General features: G+C 61.8%; 3 protein-coding genes. All 3 read right to left on the bottom strand.

From position 1 onward, the window contains the following. Window positions 1-27: 27 nt before the first annotated feature. Window positions 28-672, bottom strand: coding sequence for a hypothetical protein (locus AC1RLW_RS00190; RefSeq protein WP_493191838.1), 645 nt, complete (start codon window positions 670-672; stop codon window positions 28-30). Between the two features lie 69 nt (window positions 673-741). Continuing rightward, window positions 742-1,362, bottom strand: a complete 621-nt coding sequence (locus AC1RLW_RS00185) for a hypothetical protein (protein WP_493191837.1) — start codon at window positions 1,360-1,362, stop codon at window positions 742-744. 8 nt (window positions 1,363-1,370) lie between these two features. Further along, window positions 1,371-19,340, bottom strand: coding sequence for an Ig-like domain repeat protein (locus AC1RLW_RS00180; RefSeq protein WP_493191836.1), 17,970 nt, complete (start codon window positions 19,338-19,340; stop codon window positions 1,371-1,373). Window positions 19,341-19,453: the final 113 nt, after the last annotated feature.

The raw sequence follows: 19,453 nt of genomic DNA, 5'->3' as shown, positions 1-19,453 counted from the left end.
GCGAAAGGCTACTGGCTTTCGACTCAATCAATGCTTTGGCCCGTTCTGCTGGTAGTTGGTCAAAAACACGTGAATACTGGCATCGACAGCATCCTTTTCGCCTATCACTGGCTCAGAGATCGCAACCGTCTCACCATCGTTCTGAGCCATCACGAGCCGAATCCCCGCAATCACCTTCTCAATGTCAGCAGTAAGTGCTGGATTGCTCGTGTTGCGCTGAATCCCTTGTTCGTAGAAAGCCAGTGCTTCCACGAACTGATCCTGCGCGAGCGCACCAAAGCCATTGACAAGGTGAGGCAGAGGGTCAGACTCAGGCAACGCGAGTAATGGTTGCCATGTCAGCAGGCCTACGGCTGCACGACCTGAACTGAACTGCAAGAGCCCTAACTGATACCGGGCCAAGGGGAAATTCGGTGCGAGCCGGACAGCATTGGCGAACGCAGCTTCAGCCTGATCCATGTCACCTGAGGCGGCGTACTCAGCACCAAGGAGAAACTGAGGCATCTCCGCATCCGGTGCAGCAGCGCTGGCTTGCTGAAAAAACCGGATGGCTTGCTCGCTGTCATCGGCTCGGCTGGCAGCCAAGCCCAAAGAAATCAGGTGATCGAACGACATCCGTTGCACTCCAAATTTTGACAATTCTTCATTTCTAAAACCAGCGTAAGGAATCATGCGACCGATATCTCTTCTCTATTTACTTTCTCCCGGCAACCAATGAAATTAAATCAACAGCCTTAGTATTTAACGCAACACGCCGCCAATTTCATCCAAGACTTGCAGCAACTCTTCTTCCGTAACTTGATAGTTTTTCATAAAATAGGACAAGGTCCCTGTTGCGCCAGAAAGCTCCGTTCGTTGATCCTGCGCGGCGATCATTAAGTACAGCCAGATTTTTCCTGGCCACTCCCGTTTGAGCGCAGCAGCAGCCAACTCTCTTTCATGCGGTATCACGAACTGTGGCCATGGCGCGAACTTCTGACGGGCGAGATCCACTTCAAAGAAGCGGCACATATCCAAGGTTGCCTGCGTGAAGTCGCAGTCCACGATACTACCCAGACTGTTAAAGAGGCTATACAACGGGTCGTCTGGACGGCTGCGACCAAAATCTGCATTGCGTATCAGTCCCTTGAATCCACAGTTCCGAAAATCGGAGCCAAAAAATGACGTACGTTTTCTTTTCTTGTTGACTTCGATGACGCAGTTGTCCAGCTTGCTATTTAGTATCCCGCCGGAATCATCCGTCGCGTCCAGGATCACCGTACAGTCGATCAGGTGGCAGCGGCTGACCGCCACCAATTGATCGTCATCGATTCTGATTCTTTCGCCTTGAAGGCGTTGCTCTCTGATGATTGCTTGATTCACGATTTTTCTTAGCGCGACTGATAAAGAATGTACCGCAACGAGTCTGTTGAGTAGCGTTTTGCATGCGTCACGATCGCATTCAAGCTTGGCGTATAGCGAGTGATTTCCATGCTCAATCCTTGCCCACTCCTTGGAACGAGATCAGGACCAACCCCCTTGAGTTGATACTTTTCCCCTCCAGGAATAAGACCATCCTTCATCATTCTGCCAATCCTGGCATGGACTTCTGTCCCATACGCCGCCGACTCAAACCGATTCGCGATCCAGGGTTCGTTGGGGCGCGTGAGGCGGGCATCAGTGATTCTGTTTCGCCATTCGAGAGACAAATCCCTGAAACTCAACCGATCCCGGATGCTCTGGGCCGCCTGCTGAAACTCTGTGGCCACGGGGTTCAAGTCGTCGAGTTTGGCAAGTAGTTCGCGGTAGTCCTGCGTCTTGCCTTGCAACGACAATTGAGCGTAGGCCTTCTCGCCCGTGCGCACAATGGCCACGCCCGATTGAGTCACGTGTTCCAGCGCGACTCGTTCTCCCAACGCGGGCGTGATCAGCTTACGCGCACTACCCAAGAAACTTGCGTCGGCATCGCTGGTATAGCCCGCGCCCAAGCCCGCGACGAGCGTCTTGGCTCCAATCCACTTCACGGCCCCATAGCCGCCAGCGAACAATTGCGCCACATCAGCGACCCGTTCGACCTTGGCCCCATAGGGCGTGTCGTAGTCTGCCTTGGGCACACTTGCACTCAGATCAAAACCGCTTTCGCTCGGGTACGGCGAAGACAAGCGCGGGCCGATCCAGCCCGCGCCCAGAGTTTCCTGGTAATTGGCCGAAGTCCGGGCATAGGAGGAAAGCACCGAAGCCCCTAACTGAGTCGTACCGATCACCACGCTGTTCCACGTGGCCTTGACGCCGTCCCAGAACGTGTCCGTGCTCGAATAATTCGGCGTGCTCAAGGCCGGTTGCCACCGGATCGAAGTGCCTTCGGGTAGAAGGCTGTAATCCGCCTTGCTCATGTTCGTGGCATCGGCAGCGTCCTGCGCGAGCCGAAGCTTCAATGCTGTGGGACCAAAGAACGCATCCTCGGCCGCAAGCGTGGGCAGCATGCCTCTGCCCATGAGACGGTAGGCGTCTGAGCCCATGGGGCCTGCATCCGTTGCCACGCCTGTGCGCAGCCCTTTCGATGCATCAGCATACTGAACGCCCGGCATGTGTTCACTATCTGAACCTAACCAGGCATTCTCTGTCCCCAGCCATGCCACATCGTCGTCGGACAGGTAAGCTTTTGGCGAAACGATCGCCGTTGTGTTGTCGGGCCAATTCGTGATTCCGTTGCTGGAACCTCCATACCCGTAGGGGTTTCTGGGGTCGATGCGATTGGCTCCAGCGATGTCGCCCGCCACCTGGTTGCCCACAGTCATAGCCGCCCCCACCGCATCACCAATGATGCCCGGCAAGGCGCGACTAATGCTTCCCCCGCGAACTACAGCGCTCACCACCCCACCGGCCATGCTGCTGGCCAAGCGTTGACTTGCCATGGCCCAGCCCGCGTCCTGAGCCCACGCCCCAGCCGACACTGACACAAACCCGGACGCCGCGCTGGCAGCCACACCCCGCCAATCAAACCCCTTCTGCAACCCCGTGGCAATACTCAGCCCCTGCGTTGCAAGGTTGCTCACAGCCAATCGCCCTGCGGCAGCCCCGTTGCTCGAACCCGAGAGCATTCCGCCAAGGCCTCCACCTTGCAACCATCCTCCGACGCCTGCACTTACTCCAGCGCCGACGGCACCAAGGGCGACGCCCTTCCAACTGAAAGAATCTTGAATGCCCAGTGCCATTCCCGTGAGTTGGCCGGCCACGGAACCGGCTGCACCGGCAAGGGCTACGGTGCCAATCATTGCGCCGGTGCTCATGCCGCCTGCAACGAATGAGCCGATAACTCCCCCGCCCATACCCATCACACCGGCGCCAGCGCTCATGATCGTCCCTAAGCTCGATCCGATGCCAACGGCCGCAACCCCTGCTGTAAACACAGTAGCGACCACTGCGACGATGGCCACGATGATCTTGCCGACCCCGCCGCATCCCCCATCCTTTCCTTTGGGTGCTGGCAACGGATCTGGCAGCGTCGGACTGGTATCCCCCATCGCCTTGCCCGGGTCATAGGGCCTGAAGGTATCGCTGGTGTTGTGCACGTTGGTGACCCGATTGGGCACCGCAATCACGGTGTTGGCCACCAACGGTGCCGAGGGTTGCCCGTCCAGGCCATTGGCTTCGGCCAACAGATACCACAGCGCGGCGTCACCCCAGAGCGATCGTGCGATCCCCTCCAGCGTGTCGCCGATCCGAACCGTGTAGCTGCCGGGGGTCGCCCCAGGGAAGCCCGCGTTGATCGGCTGGTAGTTCTCGTCGAAATCCGCAGAATTCGTGGGCGTGAACTTGCGGTACTTGTTGTCAGGACTCTCGAGAGCGTTCGCGCTGCGAGCAAGTTGCTGGGCATAGTCCTCGCGCTCGGTGCCGTCGTTGCCGACATTGCCCACGCGCTTGCCGTCGAAATAGAAGTAGCGGCGGTCGCGGCTCTTGGCCGCACCGGTCAGGTTCACAGCCCCTGTCTGCGGATTGACGGTGCCGCCGATCAGCTCCTGGCGCTGCAGCACCTGGCCTTCGGCATTGGTCCAGTATGAAAAGCTGCGTGGCGTCGTGAGATTGCGATCGGTTGCCGTCTTGACATGCCCATTGACGTCGTAGGTGAACGCCGAGTACCCAGGCGCCCAGGGGGTGGTGACGTCCGTGCTGTTCGCGCCGATGGTGATCGACGTCTGCTTGGCGCTGTCCCACCAGTCGTAGGCATAGACCGTGTTCAGAACGGTGATGCTGATGCCGTTGTTGGGCAGGCCGGGCGTCGGGTCATATTTGTTGGTCACCGTGTTCGTGCTCGACAACGTGCCGTCGGCCATGAGTCCGTACGTGGTGGTCGCCAAGGACGCCTTGATTGCCCCCTGGGAGAATGTGCTTTCCACCTCCTTCGTGAGCTGGTTGTCCTTGTTCCAGCTGCGGTCCTTCTGCACGTTGATGCTCTGGTCCGCGAAAAGCTCTTCGTAGCGCGTCACGCGTCCTGCGAGGTCGTTGGTTCGGCGGCTGCGCAGCACCCCGTTGAGCTTCATCGTGGTCAGGTTGCCGGCGCCGTCGTAGTCATAGTCCTCGCGATGCCCGTCACTGGCATAGGTGGCCGCCTTGCGCTGACCCGCGTTGTTGTACTCGATGGTCACGCCATCGCCAGACGATCCACGCACGATCTGCCCGCTGACCAATTGCCCCATGGTCACGGTGAAGCGGTTCATGCCGTCATAGGTGTACCAGTAGTCCTGAATCTCCTTGCTGTTGTCGACGATGTTGGTGTAAGTGCTGTGCACCCGGCGACGATTGCCGTTGGCGTCGTACTCGTAGTTGATGAGGTAGCGCGCATCGTCGATCGTCTTGACGCGGTTGAAGGCGTCGTAGCTGACCCGTGATTGCTGGAACACCATTGCCACGCCGCTCGCGGTGGACTTGAAGCCCTCGAAGGTGCGATTGCCGTTGTTGTCATACTCGAAGGTGCTTTCGGTGGACACGCCCGCATCGATGACTTTGCGCAGATAGCCGTTGTCGTAGTAGGTGTAGCTGATGTTCTGGCCCGAGGTGCCGGTCTGGGTGGCGATGAGCCCAGACCAGTTGTAGCCATAGGTGAACTGGTGACCGCCGAAGTCCTGCTTCCACATCGCGCGGCCGAACACGTCGTTCTTGATCGTCTGCACCTTCCCATTGGCGTCCGTGGTCGTGTTCACCCAGCCGCCAGTGTTTACGCCCCCGGCCGATCCGATAGTCTTGTCGTAGGTGTAGCCGTAGTTGACGGCCGCGCCCTCTGCCGAGATGTACCGGGTGACCCGGCCCATGCTGTCGTAGTAGGTGCGTTCCTTGAAGCTCAGCGCATTGGTGTGTGCGATGCGCTGGCCGAGGATGTCGTACGCGTAGATATCGTAGGCGCGAGAGCCGTCGGCATTGATGGGTCGATCCACACGCTCGAGACGATTGTTCAAGTCGTATGTGTTCTTCGTGATGCGCGCCATCTCATCGGTGACGGTGATCAGGTTACCGAAGATGTCGTAGGTCTTGCGCACGGCAGTCGAGCTGCCAGCTGCAGCGCCGGGGTGCCATTCGGCCACGGTCTGGCCTGCAGCGTTGACTTCGAGCGTGCTGAGGTTGCCGTTGGCATCGCGCTTGCCCACGATCTGGCCGTTGAGGTTGTAGCCATAGTGCTCGGCCGGCTGCAGCATCTGCTTTTGGCCATTGGCGAGCGTGACTTCGACCATCGGACCGATCTTGTCGACCAGCAGGCCCAGGGTGTTGTAGCGAAGGTTGGTGACGTTCTCGTTGCCGTCCTTCTCCAGGATGACCTGGCCGAAGGCATCGTAGTCCTGACGCCGCTGGATCACCCAGGTGCCGTTGACGACCTGATCTCCCGGTAGGTTCGGGATGCCCCAGTACACGTTGACGTTGGAGCCATCGTTGCTGCTGTCGCTGTCTGGGCGGAAATACCCTTCGCCGTTGCCGATCACCGCATTCGCGGCGTTGTACACGTCGTAGATGAACTCGTATTCTTTGGCCGGATCCAGGTTGTTCGCAGTGGCATCCCACTTAAAGACTGCGTTGATAGTGCCGCGGGTGGCCGTGGCCTCGATAAAGTCTTGCGTGGTGGCGCCCTTGACGCGATAGCGCAGCTTGAGCGTTTTGCCTTCCGGAAGACCCGGATCGAAGGTCAGTATCTGGTGCTTGACGCTGCCTGTCAGCGAAGCCTTGGTACCGTTGCTGACCGCGCCAATGGTCACGTTGCCTGTGGCATCGGTCAGGATGAACCCGTCAGCGTCTCGGGCAACGAAATGCACGGCGTAGTTGTAGAGGTTGCGCGGGTCCGTGACGAGATTACGCGCGTCCCATACCCATTCCGCCTTGCCCGCCTGACGAGTGAGACTGACGGAACCCGCGGGTTTTCCGCCCGCGGTGAGCGGCTGGTACTCGACGGTCAGTGTCTGAGCTGCTAATGGCACATCACGGAACGTGACGCTCGACGGCAGACTCCCGAGAACGCGCATGTCGTAGAGGGAGGTGCTCGCATTCATGGAGCCCACCAGCGTGTCCATCACCGCGCCCTGCGCATCGAGCATGTCGATAGTGACGTCGTTGGCACCAGCGCCCAGTTGAACGTCGAAGCGTCCTCGGGCCCCACCGGCGACAGGCCAGTACGTCACATCCGAAGACCCACTCTGGCCGCTTTGGCGCACGCGAATCGCGGCGGGACTGGTACCGGAGAGCTGCAGGCCAGTGAAATGCGCCACGTTGTCTGCGGTGAAAACGGGCTTTGCCGACGCGACGGAAGCTGTCGCCTGGCGCGTCGACGGGTTCCATTGAATCGAATCCCGGCGCACCACCTTGCCATCGGCCTGGGTCACGACGACCAGAAGTTCAGTCGGTGCGCTCAAGCTATCCAACCGCGTCAGGTACCAGCCATCGACCGACGCACCATTGAGGCTCGATCCGCCTTGGCCGGCCTTGAACTTCGGCAGGGACTCCGTAAATACTCCGGTCGAGCCCGATGGCCGGTGGTATAGCTGAATCGTGTCGCTGTCGCGCGCCTCACCCGCGGTCAAGCGCATGAAGGTGCCGCTGAGTCCCTCAACCTGCGTGGGTTGCGGTGCCGTACGAACTGCCCCGGTAGAGACGACGATGTCCATACCGCTGCTCTGCGCGGTGGCAATGACCCGGATGGGAATCAGCTGGCTGTAGGCAACGTTCCGGTCGAGTGCCAGGGTGTGGGGCAACTGCCCCATGAAGACGCTGACATCGGCGTTGCGCGGATGCACGGTCACGGGCCAAGTCGTCACCCTGCCAAGATAGTTCGGAACACCGCCCACCTCGACACGCCATGTCACCGCACCATAGATGTTTTCGATATTCGAACCCGGTATTCCCGCCGAACCGAGCACGATGTCGGTCACCCCGACAACCTTGCTACTGACGTTGTTCCAGCCACCGGCGCCACCGAACTCTCCGTTGGTGATGGGCCGGATGTTTCCTCCACTCATCGGCATGCCCAGCACGGCAACCTGGCCTGTGGCCGAGGTGTCGCTCGGCCCCTGGATCGATGTCGTTCCTGCCAGCGGGGAAGCCACCGCAAGATCCAGCCCGCCGTACTTTCCCGACTCCACATTGATCACTGCGGCGAACATCTTCAGGTTCGGCCGCGATGCATCCATCTTGGGCTGCATCACGCTCACGGCGCGATTGTTCTTGTCGTAGGCCGTGATGGTGATCAGGATGTCCGGATCGGGGCGGCTGCCATCGCCGGCCATCTGGTCCCACGTCATCGCGCGCAAGTTCACGCGCTGCGATTGCAGCAGCAGCGTGGCATTCCCCGCCATGTCGTACATCCAGGCTTTGCTCACGCCTTCTTGCGAGTTGGTGCGCCACAGGCGCCCAGCCTTGTCATAGTCGTAGTACTCCTGCGCGGCGCCGCTCGCATTCCCGCTGCCGGTGCGCTTACTCGCCAGCTCGCCATAGGCGTTGTAGCCGAGCGTTACCGTCTTAGCGACATCGAAGACCGGTGCGTTCGCGGCATCGCGCGTCCCTGTGAAGCGCGTGATCTCGCGGTTGACCGCGTCGTACCCGATGCTCACGATCTCGCGAGAGACGTTGCCATCAGCGTCCAGCCGATCCACCATCTGCGCGGTCGTATTGCCATTGGCATCACGCCCGTACGTGAAGGTCTCGCCTTTGGCCGTCACCATCGAGGTGCGAACTCCCGTGGCGTCGTAGCCGTAGCGCACGATCTGGTCATCGGTTTCCACGGCGGTGTTGGTCCCGCGGCGGATCTCGCGACGCACGTTGTTCAGGCCGTCGTATTCGTACTCGGTGGTCTGGCGCAAGGAGGCGCTGGTGCCGGCACCGGTGTCGGTCGCGACCGTGGGCTTGCGCTCGCTCAAGAGCCGTCCTGCCCAGTCGTACGTGAGGTCGGTGCGTTGACTCTGTGCATCGGTCACCGAGCTTCGATTGCCCATAGCGTCGTAGCCATAGCGCTTGGTTGCTGCCAGCGTTCCCTCGGTGAGCACACCGCTGGCATTCACGCTGCCGTAAGCCACGGCCAGGCGCGACTCGCTGAGCATGCGGCCATTGCGGTCGTAGGCATACTCGGTGATCTGGTCGCCAGCGATCGGCTTGAGTTTGGCGAGCACATCGGCCATCGGCATGCTCTCGCTGGCGCTGCCCAGGTCGATGCGCTGCAGGTAACGGGTCTCGCGGAACACGGCGCCGTTGGCATCGCGCTCCCAGCGCACGCCATAGCCCATGGCATCGACCTCGAGCACCTTCTGTCCCAGCTTGTCGTACCAGGTTTGAGCTGCCGCATTCCTGCCGTTCTCCTGACGTACGACATTGCCGTTGGCATCGTAGGCACTGCGCTGGATCAAATCGCGTCGGCCCATGTTGTATTGGGCAGTTGCGGCGTTGTATTCGCCGAACTCCACCTGGCCGATGGTGCTGCTGAGCACCCGATTGTTGGCATCCACTTGGTAAGTGGTCGTGCGCACATTGGCCGCATTCAGTGGAACCGGCAGGGTGTCGCTTGCGGGCAAGGCCAGCACGTCACCATAGACGTTCTGCACCATCACATTGCCCACGGCGTCGTACACCCATTGGCTGAGCGTTCCAGTGGCACTCACCTCGGCCACTTTGCGGTTGTTGGCATCGAACCAGCTGCGCGTGCGTCCGCCATTGGCATTCACCGCTACGATCAGATTGCCGTTCGCATCGTAGGTGTTGGTGCGTGTGGGCGCGCCGGTGGTCCAGCCACCGGCTGCGGTGTACAGGCCCACCGACGCCTGACGCACCGTAAGCTGACGGTTCAGGCCATCGTAGGTGTACGTGGTTACGCGCTGCTCGGGAAGCCCCGCTGCCTCGGTGGTGGTCAGCTTGTTGCCGAAGGCGTCGTAGGTGGACTGATTGACCACCGCCACTGCCTGGCCTGCCGCGTTCTTGCTCGTGATCGGCAAGGTCTCGCTGACGACGCGCCCCTGACGGTCGTAGGCGTAGGTGATGACCCCACCGAGCTTGTTGGTCAGAGTCTCGCGTTGGCCCAGCGCGTTGTAGGTGTAGCGCTCTGCGTTCGACTCGGCATCGATCGTGCGCGCCAGGCGCCCGGCGGCGTCATACTCGAAGCGAGTGAGCGCGTCGCTGCCATTCGCGCCCGGCAACGCCGGCGCCTGGGCGACGCTGTAGGTGCCCGTGACCTTGTTGAAGTAGCGCTTGATGCTCAGCGTCTGGCCGAACATGTCGTAGGTGGTCGCCGTGGCATAGCCCTCAGGGTCCACATTCAGAGTGACCCGTCCAGCCGCGTCAAAGTAGTAGAACGCCGCATTGCCGCGCGGATCCGTGATCTTGACGACATGACCGTTGGCGTCGTATTCGGAGCGCGTGATGCCGCCGAGCGCATCGGTAACGCTGATCTTGCGCCCCGCCGCGTCGTAGTCGACGACCGTGGTGTAGCGCGCAGCCAGCGCGTCGCGCTGAACCTGTGTCAAGTCGACGGCCTTGAGCGCGCCACCCGCAGCATTGGTGTACTTCAGTTGCCGGCGCTCGTTCAACGCCCATTGGCTATCGCTCTGCGAGAGTTCGACGCCGCGCGCATCGACGGTGTGAGTGAGTCGGCCGATGCCGTCGTAGACATAGCGCGTGACTGCCGCCTCTGGCTGACCGAAGGCCGCGGTCTCGCTGATGCGCAGTCCCGCCGCGTCGTAGCCATAGGCCGTGATCTGCAGCGCGCGCCCGGATGTGGATGACAGCTTGACGGCCGCATCGAGCTGGGCCTGCAAGGTGAAGGCAGTGGCCGCAGGGATGGCTACCGGATAGCGCACGATGGTGCTCAGTCGGCCCTGCGCGTCGTACTGTCGCTGCACGGCGTAGCCCAACGAGTCGACGCTGAGCGATTCACGCCCGGCCGCGTCGTAGAAGCTGCGCGTGCGCTGATCGCGCGTGTCGTCGGCCGTCGGCGCGGGCACGGTGCCGGGCACCCAGCTCGCCATGTTCACAGGGTTGTAGAAGGCGCGCTTCTCACCCACGTCGCCGTTGCCGTCGCGCGTGTACTTGATGGTATTGCCCAGTGCATCGACACTGGCAACCAATCGTCCGGCCTTGTCGTAAACGCTGTGCTGCAGTTGGTCCTTGGCAGCGGTCGAGACAGTAGTGGTTGGCACGTAGGTGCCGGCCGCCGCGGCCTGTTCGAGTTGGTAGCCGGAGATGCGGAATGCGCGCGCATCGTTGACCGAATACTTGACCACCCCGAAGTTCAACCCGGGCGCCGCAGGCGCGACGGCCGTAGCCGAGATGCGGTAGCGACCGTTTCCGAGGCTCTGCACCACGTACTTGTTCGTGGCGACACCGCCGCCGAACATGATCACGCCGAACGAATTCGCAGCATGGTTGACCGTCGGGTTCCCGAAAGCTGGCGCCTGGCCATCTTCCATCTCCACGATCACCGACAGCGTATAGGTCATGCCGGGAGTTGTCGCCAATGTCTTGTAGACGAGCGAATAAGGGCCATTCGGATCGGGAGCGATCCGCAGTGCACCGGCTAGGCCTGTCATCGATGCCACTGAGACGACACCGGTTCTGACCGGTGCATCACCCAGACCGTTGGCAAACTCGCTCTGCGTGAACAGGTTGGTTCCAGCCTGCACCAGGGCGTCCAGTTGCGCAATCGTTGGGCTCACACTCAGACCGGCGAGATCGATGGCCTTGGCATAGCGAGTGACGAGCGTCACCCGTCCGGCCGCGTCGTAGGTGTTCTTCTCCACCTGGCCCAGCGGACTGAGCGTGTACACAAGCCGTCCGGCACTGTCGTAGGCAAAGCGCGTTACTTGCTTTGTGGCATCGGCCGCAGCAGTGATCGCAGTCGTGGTGGTCGGCGTGACATTGCCGGCCCCCACTTGCTCGAGCCGGTAGCCGGAGACGCGGAAAGCGCGGGTATCGTTCGCAACGTACTTGATGGCGCCGTGGTACGCCACGGAGTATGAGAAATCCCCCGGGGCCGGCGCCACGCCGGTGACCGATACTCGATAGCGGCCGCCGCCCAGATTCTGTACGACATAGGTGCTCGGATTGGTCGCACCTGAGAAGAGCGCGAGTCCGAATGAGTTCGCGGCACTTGCGGCATTCGTGCCCCCGAAAGATGGCGGCAGGCCATCCTCCATCTCCACGACCACCGACAGCGTGTAGGTCACACCGGGCGTCGCTGTGAACGCTTGGTAGGCACTGGCGTTGGTCGGACTGGATGCCAGCCTGAGCGCGCCTGCAAACCCGACCATCGACGTCGCCGTGACGGCACCTGTCTGGTACGGCGCATCGGCCAACCCATTGGCGAACTCGCCTTGCATGAGCAGGTTGGCGCTCGTCTGCTCAAGCTGGTAGCCGCTCACGCGGAAAGCACGGGTGTCGTTGCCGGCGTACTTGACCACCCCGAAGTTCGCTCCCGGCGAGGCGGGCGCCACGCCGGTGGCTGAGACACGGTAGCGTCCACCTCCGAGGTTCTGCACCGTGTAGGCAGTCGGATTGGCCGCGTTGGCGAACATCACCAGCGCGAAGGAGTTCGCGACGTTGGTGACCGACGCATTGCCGAAGGACGGCGGCAGGCCATCCTCCATCTCCACGATCACCGACAAGGTGTAGGTTGCACCGGCCGTGGTCGCCAGCGTCTTGTAGGCATACGAGCCTGCCGGATCGCTCGCGAGCCTGACCGCCCCTCTGAGGCCCGCCATCGACGCCGCAGTGACGACCCCACCCTTGACGGGTACGTCGCTCACGCCATTGGCCAGCTCGCTCTGTGTGAGCAGATTGGTTCCCGCCTGCTGTGCACTCCAGAACGAACGGTTGGTGACGTTGCCGTTCTTGTCGAAGCTCTGCGTGGTAACAGTTCCCACCCCATCGGTGTGCGAGGTCTGCCGGTTGGCCCGGTCGTAGGCATAAGCGTCGCGTTCGGTGCGCGCGGCGCTGGCACTGGCCGTGGCAGCCGCCACCGCGCTGTCGATCGCCGCGGGCGTGAGTGCCGTCGCCAGAGGTATCCGGGCACCGTACGCGAAGCGCTCGACAACGTTGCCGTTGGCATCAAAGACCTGCTTGACCACGGCACCCGTGCCGTCCATCGTGTAGGTCTTGCGCCCCAGGCCATCGTAGACGTTGCGCGTGCGCTGGTCGTGGCCGTCGTCGGCCAGCACCACCGGGTCGGCGGTCGCCGGGCTCCATGCCCCCAGGTTGATGGGCTTGGCGTAGCCCCGGGTCTCCACAAGGTTATTGCCCGCGTCGTACTTGTACTCGACCACGCCGCCGGCGGCATCGACAGTAAAGCGCAGCCGCCCGTCACGGTCGTAGCGCCGGCGCTGGCTCGCCGCCGCACCCAGGGTCGGCAGTAGCTCCTGCATGGCCTTCAGGCTCGGCGCCACGCCCTGCAGGTTCGCCAGCGACATGGCCGCGGCGTAGCTGGTCTCGGCACTGACCCGGCCCTCGTCGTCATAGCCCGTTTGTCGGACACTGCCCGTCGGATCGATGGTGAAGACCTTGCGATTCGCCTTGTCGTAGATGTAGAGCGTGGAGTTGCCGACGCCATCGACCGCCTTGATGACATTGCCCTGGCCGTCGTACCCGTAGCTGCGGGTGAGGTTCAGGCCTAGCGGATCGACTTGCTCCTTGATGCGCCGACCGGCGCCGTCATAGGTGTAGCGCGTGAGTCGACCGTCGGGCCCCTGCACGGTGAGGGTGGTGCCGTCGGTGTCGTAGGTATAGACGGTCTGCAGGTTCAGGCCCGTGGGGTCCACGGTCTCCTGCAGGATCTGACCATCAAGGTCGTACTTGTAGGTGGTGACGGTGCCACCGGGATCCGTGACACTGATTTTCTGGCCCGTGGCGTCGTACTGGTAGGTGGTGACGAGCTTCAGACCGTTGGAATCGACGGTGCGCGTCAGCAGGCGATCGGCGGCATCGTAGATGTAGCTCGTGACGGTGCCCCTGGCGTCGGTACTGGTGAGCTTCAGGCCGATCTTGTCGTAGGTGCTGCTGGTACCCACGCTCTCCGGAGCCTGGGTCTGCAGCAGGTTGCCACTCTTGTCGTAGCTGTAGCTGGTGGTGTTGCCGCGGCCGTCGACGATGCTCTGGGTCTGGCCATGGCGGTTGTGCACGGTGGTCAGCGCAACGCCCTCGGGCGTGGTCACGGTGATGCTTCGGTTGGCCACGCTGTAGGCGTAGCTGGTGGTGTTGTTCAGCGCGTCGCGCTGGGTCAGTACGCGGTCGAAGGCATCGTAGGTGGTGGTGTGCTTGGCGCCGTTGGCATCAGTGGTGGTGATGATCCGCCCGAGGCGGTCGTAGGCGATGCCGACGACATTGCCGTTGCCGTCGATGCGCGTGGTGGCTCGCCCGAAGGCGTCGTAGCCTGTGCCGCGCGTGGCCGCGACGCCGGTGGCATCCTCGGTGGTCGAGGTCTTCAGGCCCCGGCGGTCATAGCCGATGGTGTCGGTGACGACCTGGCCGCTCAGCCTTGTCTGGCTGCTCGCGGTGACTTCGCGGAAGGCGTTGTAGGAGTAGCTGGTGAGATTGTTCGTCGTGGCCGTGACGGCATCACTGCTACTGGCCAGAGTGCCGGTGGCGTTGTAGCGGTTGACGGTGCGCCGGTCCTTGGCGGTATCGGCCACCGCGGCGAGCTGAGTCTTCAGGGTGTCCGTGTTCAACCCGCCCGGGGTGGTCGCCCCGAGGGTGTCCACGTTCACGGGAGTGCCGTAGGCGATGAGTTCGCTCAGTTGACCCAGCGCGTCGTAGCGGTTCTCGTTGACCTGGCCCATCGCGTTGACGCTGTAGGTCAGCCGTCCGAGAGCGTCGTAGAAGAACAGGGTGCGGTGGCCATTGGCGTCGGTGGTACTGGTGCGCCGACCGGCCGCGTCGTAAGCATGAGTCGAGCCATTGGCGCTCCAAGCGCTCAACGGAGCGGTCAGGGCCACGGTGGCGCTACCGCGCCCGTCAAGCTCGCCGATCAGGCGACCTTGGATGTCATAGCGTTGGCGCTCGATACGCTCGTCCGTGGTGCCCGCGGCGGTGGAGGTCTGCACGAGCCGGCCCGCCAGGTCGTAGGTGAAGCTGGTGAGCGTGCCCTCGACATTGGTACGGCTGAGCAGTTGGTTCGCCGCGCTCCAGGTCTGGCTGACGACCTGATCGAGCGGATCGACATCGGGCCGCACTGTTGCGAGCGTGGCGCTCGTGGCGGCGGGGCTCTTGGCCAGCTTCGCGTAGCGCCTGGTCTGCGTGACATTGCCGCGCAGATCGTACGTTGTCTCAGTGAGGTAGCCCTCGCCGTCGACCTGGCCCACGATCTGGCCACGGGCGTTGTAGAAGGCGTAGGTGCGGATGTCGTCGGGGCTGGCCGCGGGCCTCACGCCCGTGAGATCGCCGCTGGCGCGCGCGATCGCCACGGCCATCATGCGTGCCGACACGCTGGTGAAGTTCGCCGAGCGACTGGCGTAGCGGATGGTCTGCACCTGCTCGCCGGCCCCGTTGTACTTGTATTCGGTGAGATAGCCCTCAGCATCCAGCACGCCCTGCAGTTGGCCATTGCGGTTGTACAACTGCGTGGTGGTGCGGTCCTGGGCCGCGTCCATACCGACCAGCACGGTGGTGCTCGGTGTGCCCGTGACGGTTGGGGTGAAGGTGATGGCGCCGTCAGCGTTGAGCGCATCACCCGAGTACACGGCGCTGAAGGTGTGCGTGCCCACGGGGATCGGCACGCCGCGAAGAGTGGCGGTGCCGTCTTCGCGCACCGCCACCGTGCCCAGCAGCGTCGTACCGCTGTAAAAGCTCACCAGACCTGTAGGGGTTTCGCCGGCAACTCGCACCAAAAGTGCGCCGTCCTTGGCGATCGTCGGGGTCGTCAGATTAGTCAGAGTAACCGCAGGTGGAGTGATTTGTACCGACAACCCGCTGGAAGTCTCGGATGCCAGATAACTCCCATCGCCTGCATAGCTAGCTGTGATGGTGCTCGTGCCCTGCGGCAAGTTACCGACAACCAACGACGCTTGCCCATTGACCACTGTTGCTGTGCCAATGACTACCCCATCGGCATAAAAATTGACCCCTCCTCCAATGGGCAATGGGTCCGAAGACGGGATTCCCTTTACGTCATAAGGAAGTGCCATTGAAATTTTGGCATTCAGCGTAATCGGAGTTCCCGCGGATGCCCTTACCGATGAGACACTAAGAGTCGCAGCGGTTGCGGCCTCGCGAATAGGGAGAACAGTATTGATGACCAGACCCGAGCTGCCTGTGTTGCCATTTTGATCTCGACCTTTTCTGTTGTTGAAAACAACAGCCAACCGGTGACCTTCACTCGGAAGTAGATTAACTGGCAACGAAAAGATGAAGCTTCGCTCCCAACCGACTCCGTTCTCCCCGACCCAATTAACTGCGCTTCCAACGAGAATGTCGTCAACGAAGATCGCATACGTTCCCGAAGTACCCATGCTCTTGGAGCTATCCCACACCTCGATTTGTGGGACTGTTCCAACTTGGACCTGACCATCAATCTGCCAAGGTCCTGCATTGATGTAAAGCTGATAGCCCCAATAATCACCCCACGTGAGATATCGACCGTTGTTCACGCCACTCCAATCGAATGCCTGCACATTCGATTGATTCACCGTGTCAATCTGAAGCGTAGGTCCTTTCTCAATTACTCCCGAAAATGACCCATCGATGTCGGAATAGGTGGCATTCAACGCGTAGGTTCCCATCTGCAGGAAGTCCAGGATCAGCGTCGCCACTCCGTCAACCACATCTGCGGTGCCAAGGGAAATCTTGCCAGCATAGAAGGCAACAACCCCACTCTTGCGACCCGATACCTCGGCTCGCAGAGTGATCGGAGCTCCGTTGGTCACACGGGTTGCCGACGCGCCCAGGGAGAGAGATGGGACTACCGGGACAAAGGAGCGCTGCGCGACGGCACTTGTGTGTGCTGCGTCTCCGGAATACTCTGCCCGGACATTCAGTTTGCCGGAAGGCCAGCTCTGCAGGATGAGGTTTGCCGCTCCGTTGGCGACATAGGCCTCACCAAGAATCACGTTACCGTTGTAGAACACCACCTTGCCCGACTGCGGAACAAGCCAGGCCGACTCCGCACTCAGCATGAGGGACAAGATCAGCGGCTCGGTAGTTCCGGGGGCTGGACTCTGATACCGCACCTCTGCAGCAACTATCGCAGGCGTTATCACTTTTTTGATCGCTTTGGATACACTCGCCGGCCGCAACCCGTCCCCTGAAAAGGCCACCCGAAGGTCATGCGTTCCGGCCGACAAACGGTCGGTAATGAGCGAAGCTTTTCCGTCGACCAACACCGCACTGCCAATGACTGTTTCACCATCGAAGAAGGTCACCATGCTTCCAGACGGTGCCCCATCGACCGTCGCAGTCAGGCCAGTCACGCGTCCTGCAGGCACCGGCTCCGTGTTGTCCAAGCTCAGCGCGATGCCTCCGAGCGTGGTCGGATCAACCCCCAGGTTGACATCGGCCCCCTGCAACAGCGGCGCTACATCGATCGGATTGGCCAACTGTGTGACGCTCAGTGCGCGCGAAGCCCCGTCATAGGTCGTCTGCGTCACATAGCCCAGCGCATCCACCTGCCACGCCAAGCGTCCTGCGTTGTCGTAGAAGCGCCAGACCTTCTGGTCTTGGGCCACGCCCGCCGGCCGCAGCGCCGCGAGGCTGGTCGTCGTGTTCGTCGCGCTCCAGGCCGTGGTCGGCAGCCCCGCCCCATCCACCAACTGCGCCAGCTTCGCGGTTGTGAGCTTCGTCGCATAGGCCACCGTCTGGCGCAACTGCCCGTTCGCGTTGTAGACGTACTCGACCAAGGCTCCCGTCGCATCGATGTCTGCGATCTTTCGATCTGCCGCGTCGTAGAGCATCCACTTGCGCACGCCCGTCGGGTCCTGCGTCATCAACAGGTTGCCGTCCTTGTCGTAGGCGTACTTGGTGAGGCCAAGCACGCCGGTGCCGGCGCTCTGTTGTGTGACGCTCACCAGTCGACCCGCCTTGTCGTAGGCCGAGATACTCACCAGCCCGCCAGCCACGGTGACGCTGGTCCTTCCTCCGACATCGTCGTAGCTCGTGACCGTGGTGTTGGCCGTGGTCCCGCCGTCCAGCGAAGGCGCACTGATCGACAGCACCCGGCCCAGGCCGTCGTAGACATAGGTCGTGGTGCCACCACCGGTCGGCTCGATTGTCTTGAGCAGCCAGCCATGCTGGTCGTAGACGTACTGGGTCTTGGCTGCTGAGACGGTGACGCCAGTGCCTGTCGCATCGACCTCGCTATAAGTCGTGGAGGAGCTCAGCGCGCCGCGCGCGTCGTAGACGCGGTCGGCGCGCTCGGTACGGCGCAAATCCTGGGTGCCGACCCAGGTGGTCATCTGCGCTTCCGTGGGCACGGCGGCCGCGCCGAGCGAGGCAACGTTGTAACCCCCACCCGCATAGCGGATGCTCGTGAGGGCCTGGCCGTAGCTGTCGTAGCGGTGTTCGGTGACATCGCCCTGCGCGCTGACGACAAAGCGCAGAAGTCGAGCATTACCCTGTGCGTAGACGTAGCGGGTGATCTCCGGCAACGACGCTTCCTTGCTGAAGGCGCCGCGGCTGACGGCCGCATCGGCAAAGACGGTATCGGTCAGCAATTGGTTCGCGGCGTTGTAGGTCCGGATGCGGGCATTGCCCGCAGAGTCCATTTCCTTGAGCAAGTTGCCATTGGCGTCGTACTCGGAAACGACCTCCCGCCCTTCGCCGTCGGTCACACCACTCACGTTGCCGGCCGCGTCGTAGCGATAGCTGATCTGCGACAGCCCCGTCGGGTTGCTGGCGGTGACCCCTTGTCGCACTTGCAGGAGCCGGCCCTGAGCGTCGTACAGGTAAGTGCTCTGTGCACCCAGCGGATCGGTGACGGTGGTGGTGCCCGCGACACTGTCATACGCAAACCGCGTGATCTGCGCGAGAGCGTCGGTGATGGTGGCAATCTTGTAGCTACCGCCGGCCTGCACATAGGTAAACGCGAGGCTGGAGCCATCGCTCTGGGTCACCGAGGCGATGCGCTTGCTCGTGCCGTCATAGGTGTACGTCGTGACATACGTCTTGCCGTCAACGACGCTGTTGTCCTCGGGGCTGAGGTCGACAATGACGCTAATCAGCCGGTTGGCACCGTCGTAGGCGTAGCGCACGCGAGTGAGAACCGCACCTCCGGCGGCAACCGTGCGGATCTGTGTGAGGTTGGTACCGCTGTAGTCGAAGAAAGTGGTCTCGCCATTGGCGTTGACCATGCTCTGCACGGTGTCGTTGGCGTTGTAGGTGTAGCTGATCGTGTTGCCACTGGAATCAACCACCGACAGCAGACGGCCTTTCAGCGTGGTCTCGTAGCGTTCAACAAGTCCGGTGGAGCCGTCAGTCCACACGTAGCGCGCATTGGCCGCGTCGTAGGCTATCGTGTCGAAAGCCCCTGCCCCCTCATTGCTGACATAGGCGTTCCTTGCCGCATTCCAGACGTAAGTGGCGTTGGCGCCATCGCGATCGATGCGAACAAAGGTGCTGCCGGCCGTGGCAAGGATGCCGGTCAATTGGAGTCGCTGGCCATACGCGCCGACACCCCAGTTATCCCCGTTGTCGTCGTTGAGCAGGCCCTGGCTGTTGTAGGTCCGCACGATGCCGATGTCCGCCCCGCGGGCGACCAGCTTGTCGTCGAAGTCCTGCAGGATCAGGTTGCCGTTGGCAATGTTGACGAACGCCTGCTCTCCGTTACGCCCCTGCCCTGCCGCTCCCAACACGCCGCGCTGACCCAACGTGCCCAGTGAGGTCAGGCTGAGGCCCAGGCTGTTACCGCTGACGATGGCTACCATGATTTTTATCCGATCGGGATTCAGAAAAGGTGGTGAACCACGTGGGGGAGCCCTACAGACTTGGATGCCCTCCCCAAAAAGAGGACATGCCGCCCACACCTTCGAAACGCGGT

It is taken from the genome of Variovorax sp. GW822-FHT04A09 (assembly GCF_058801005.1).
Note: the sequence above shows the minus strand (reverse complement) of the source record. Positions and strands in the feature narration are given on the sequence as shown.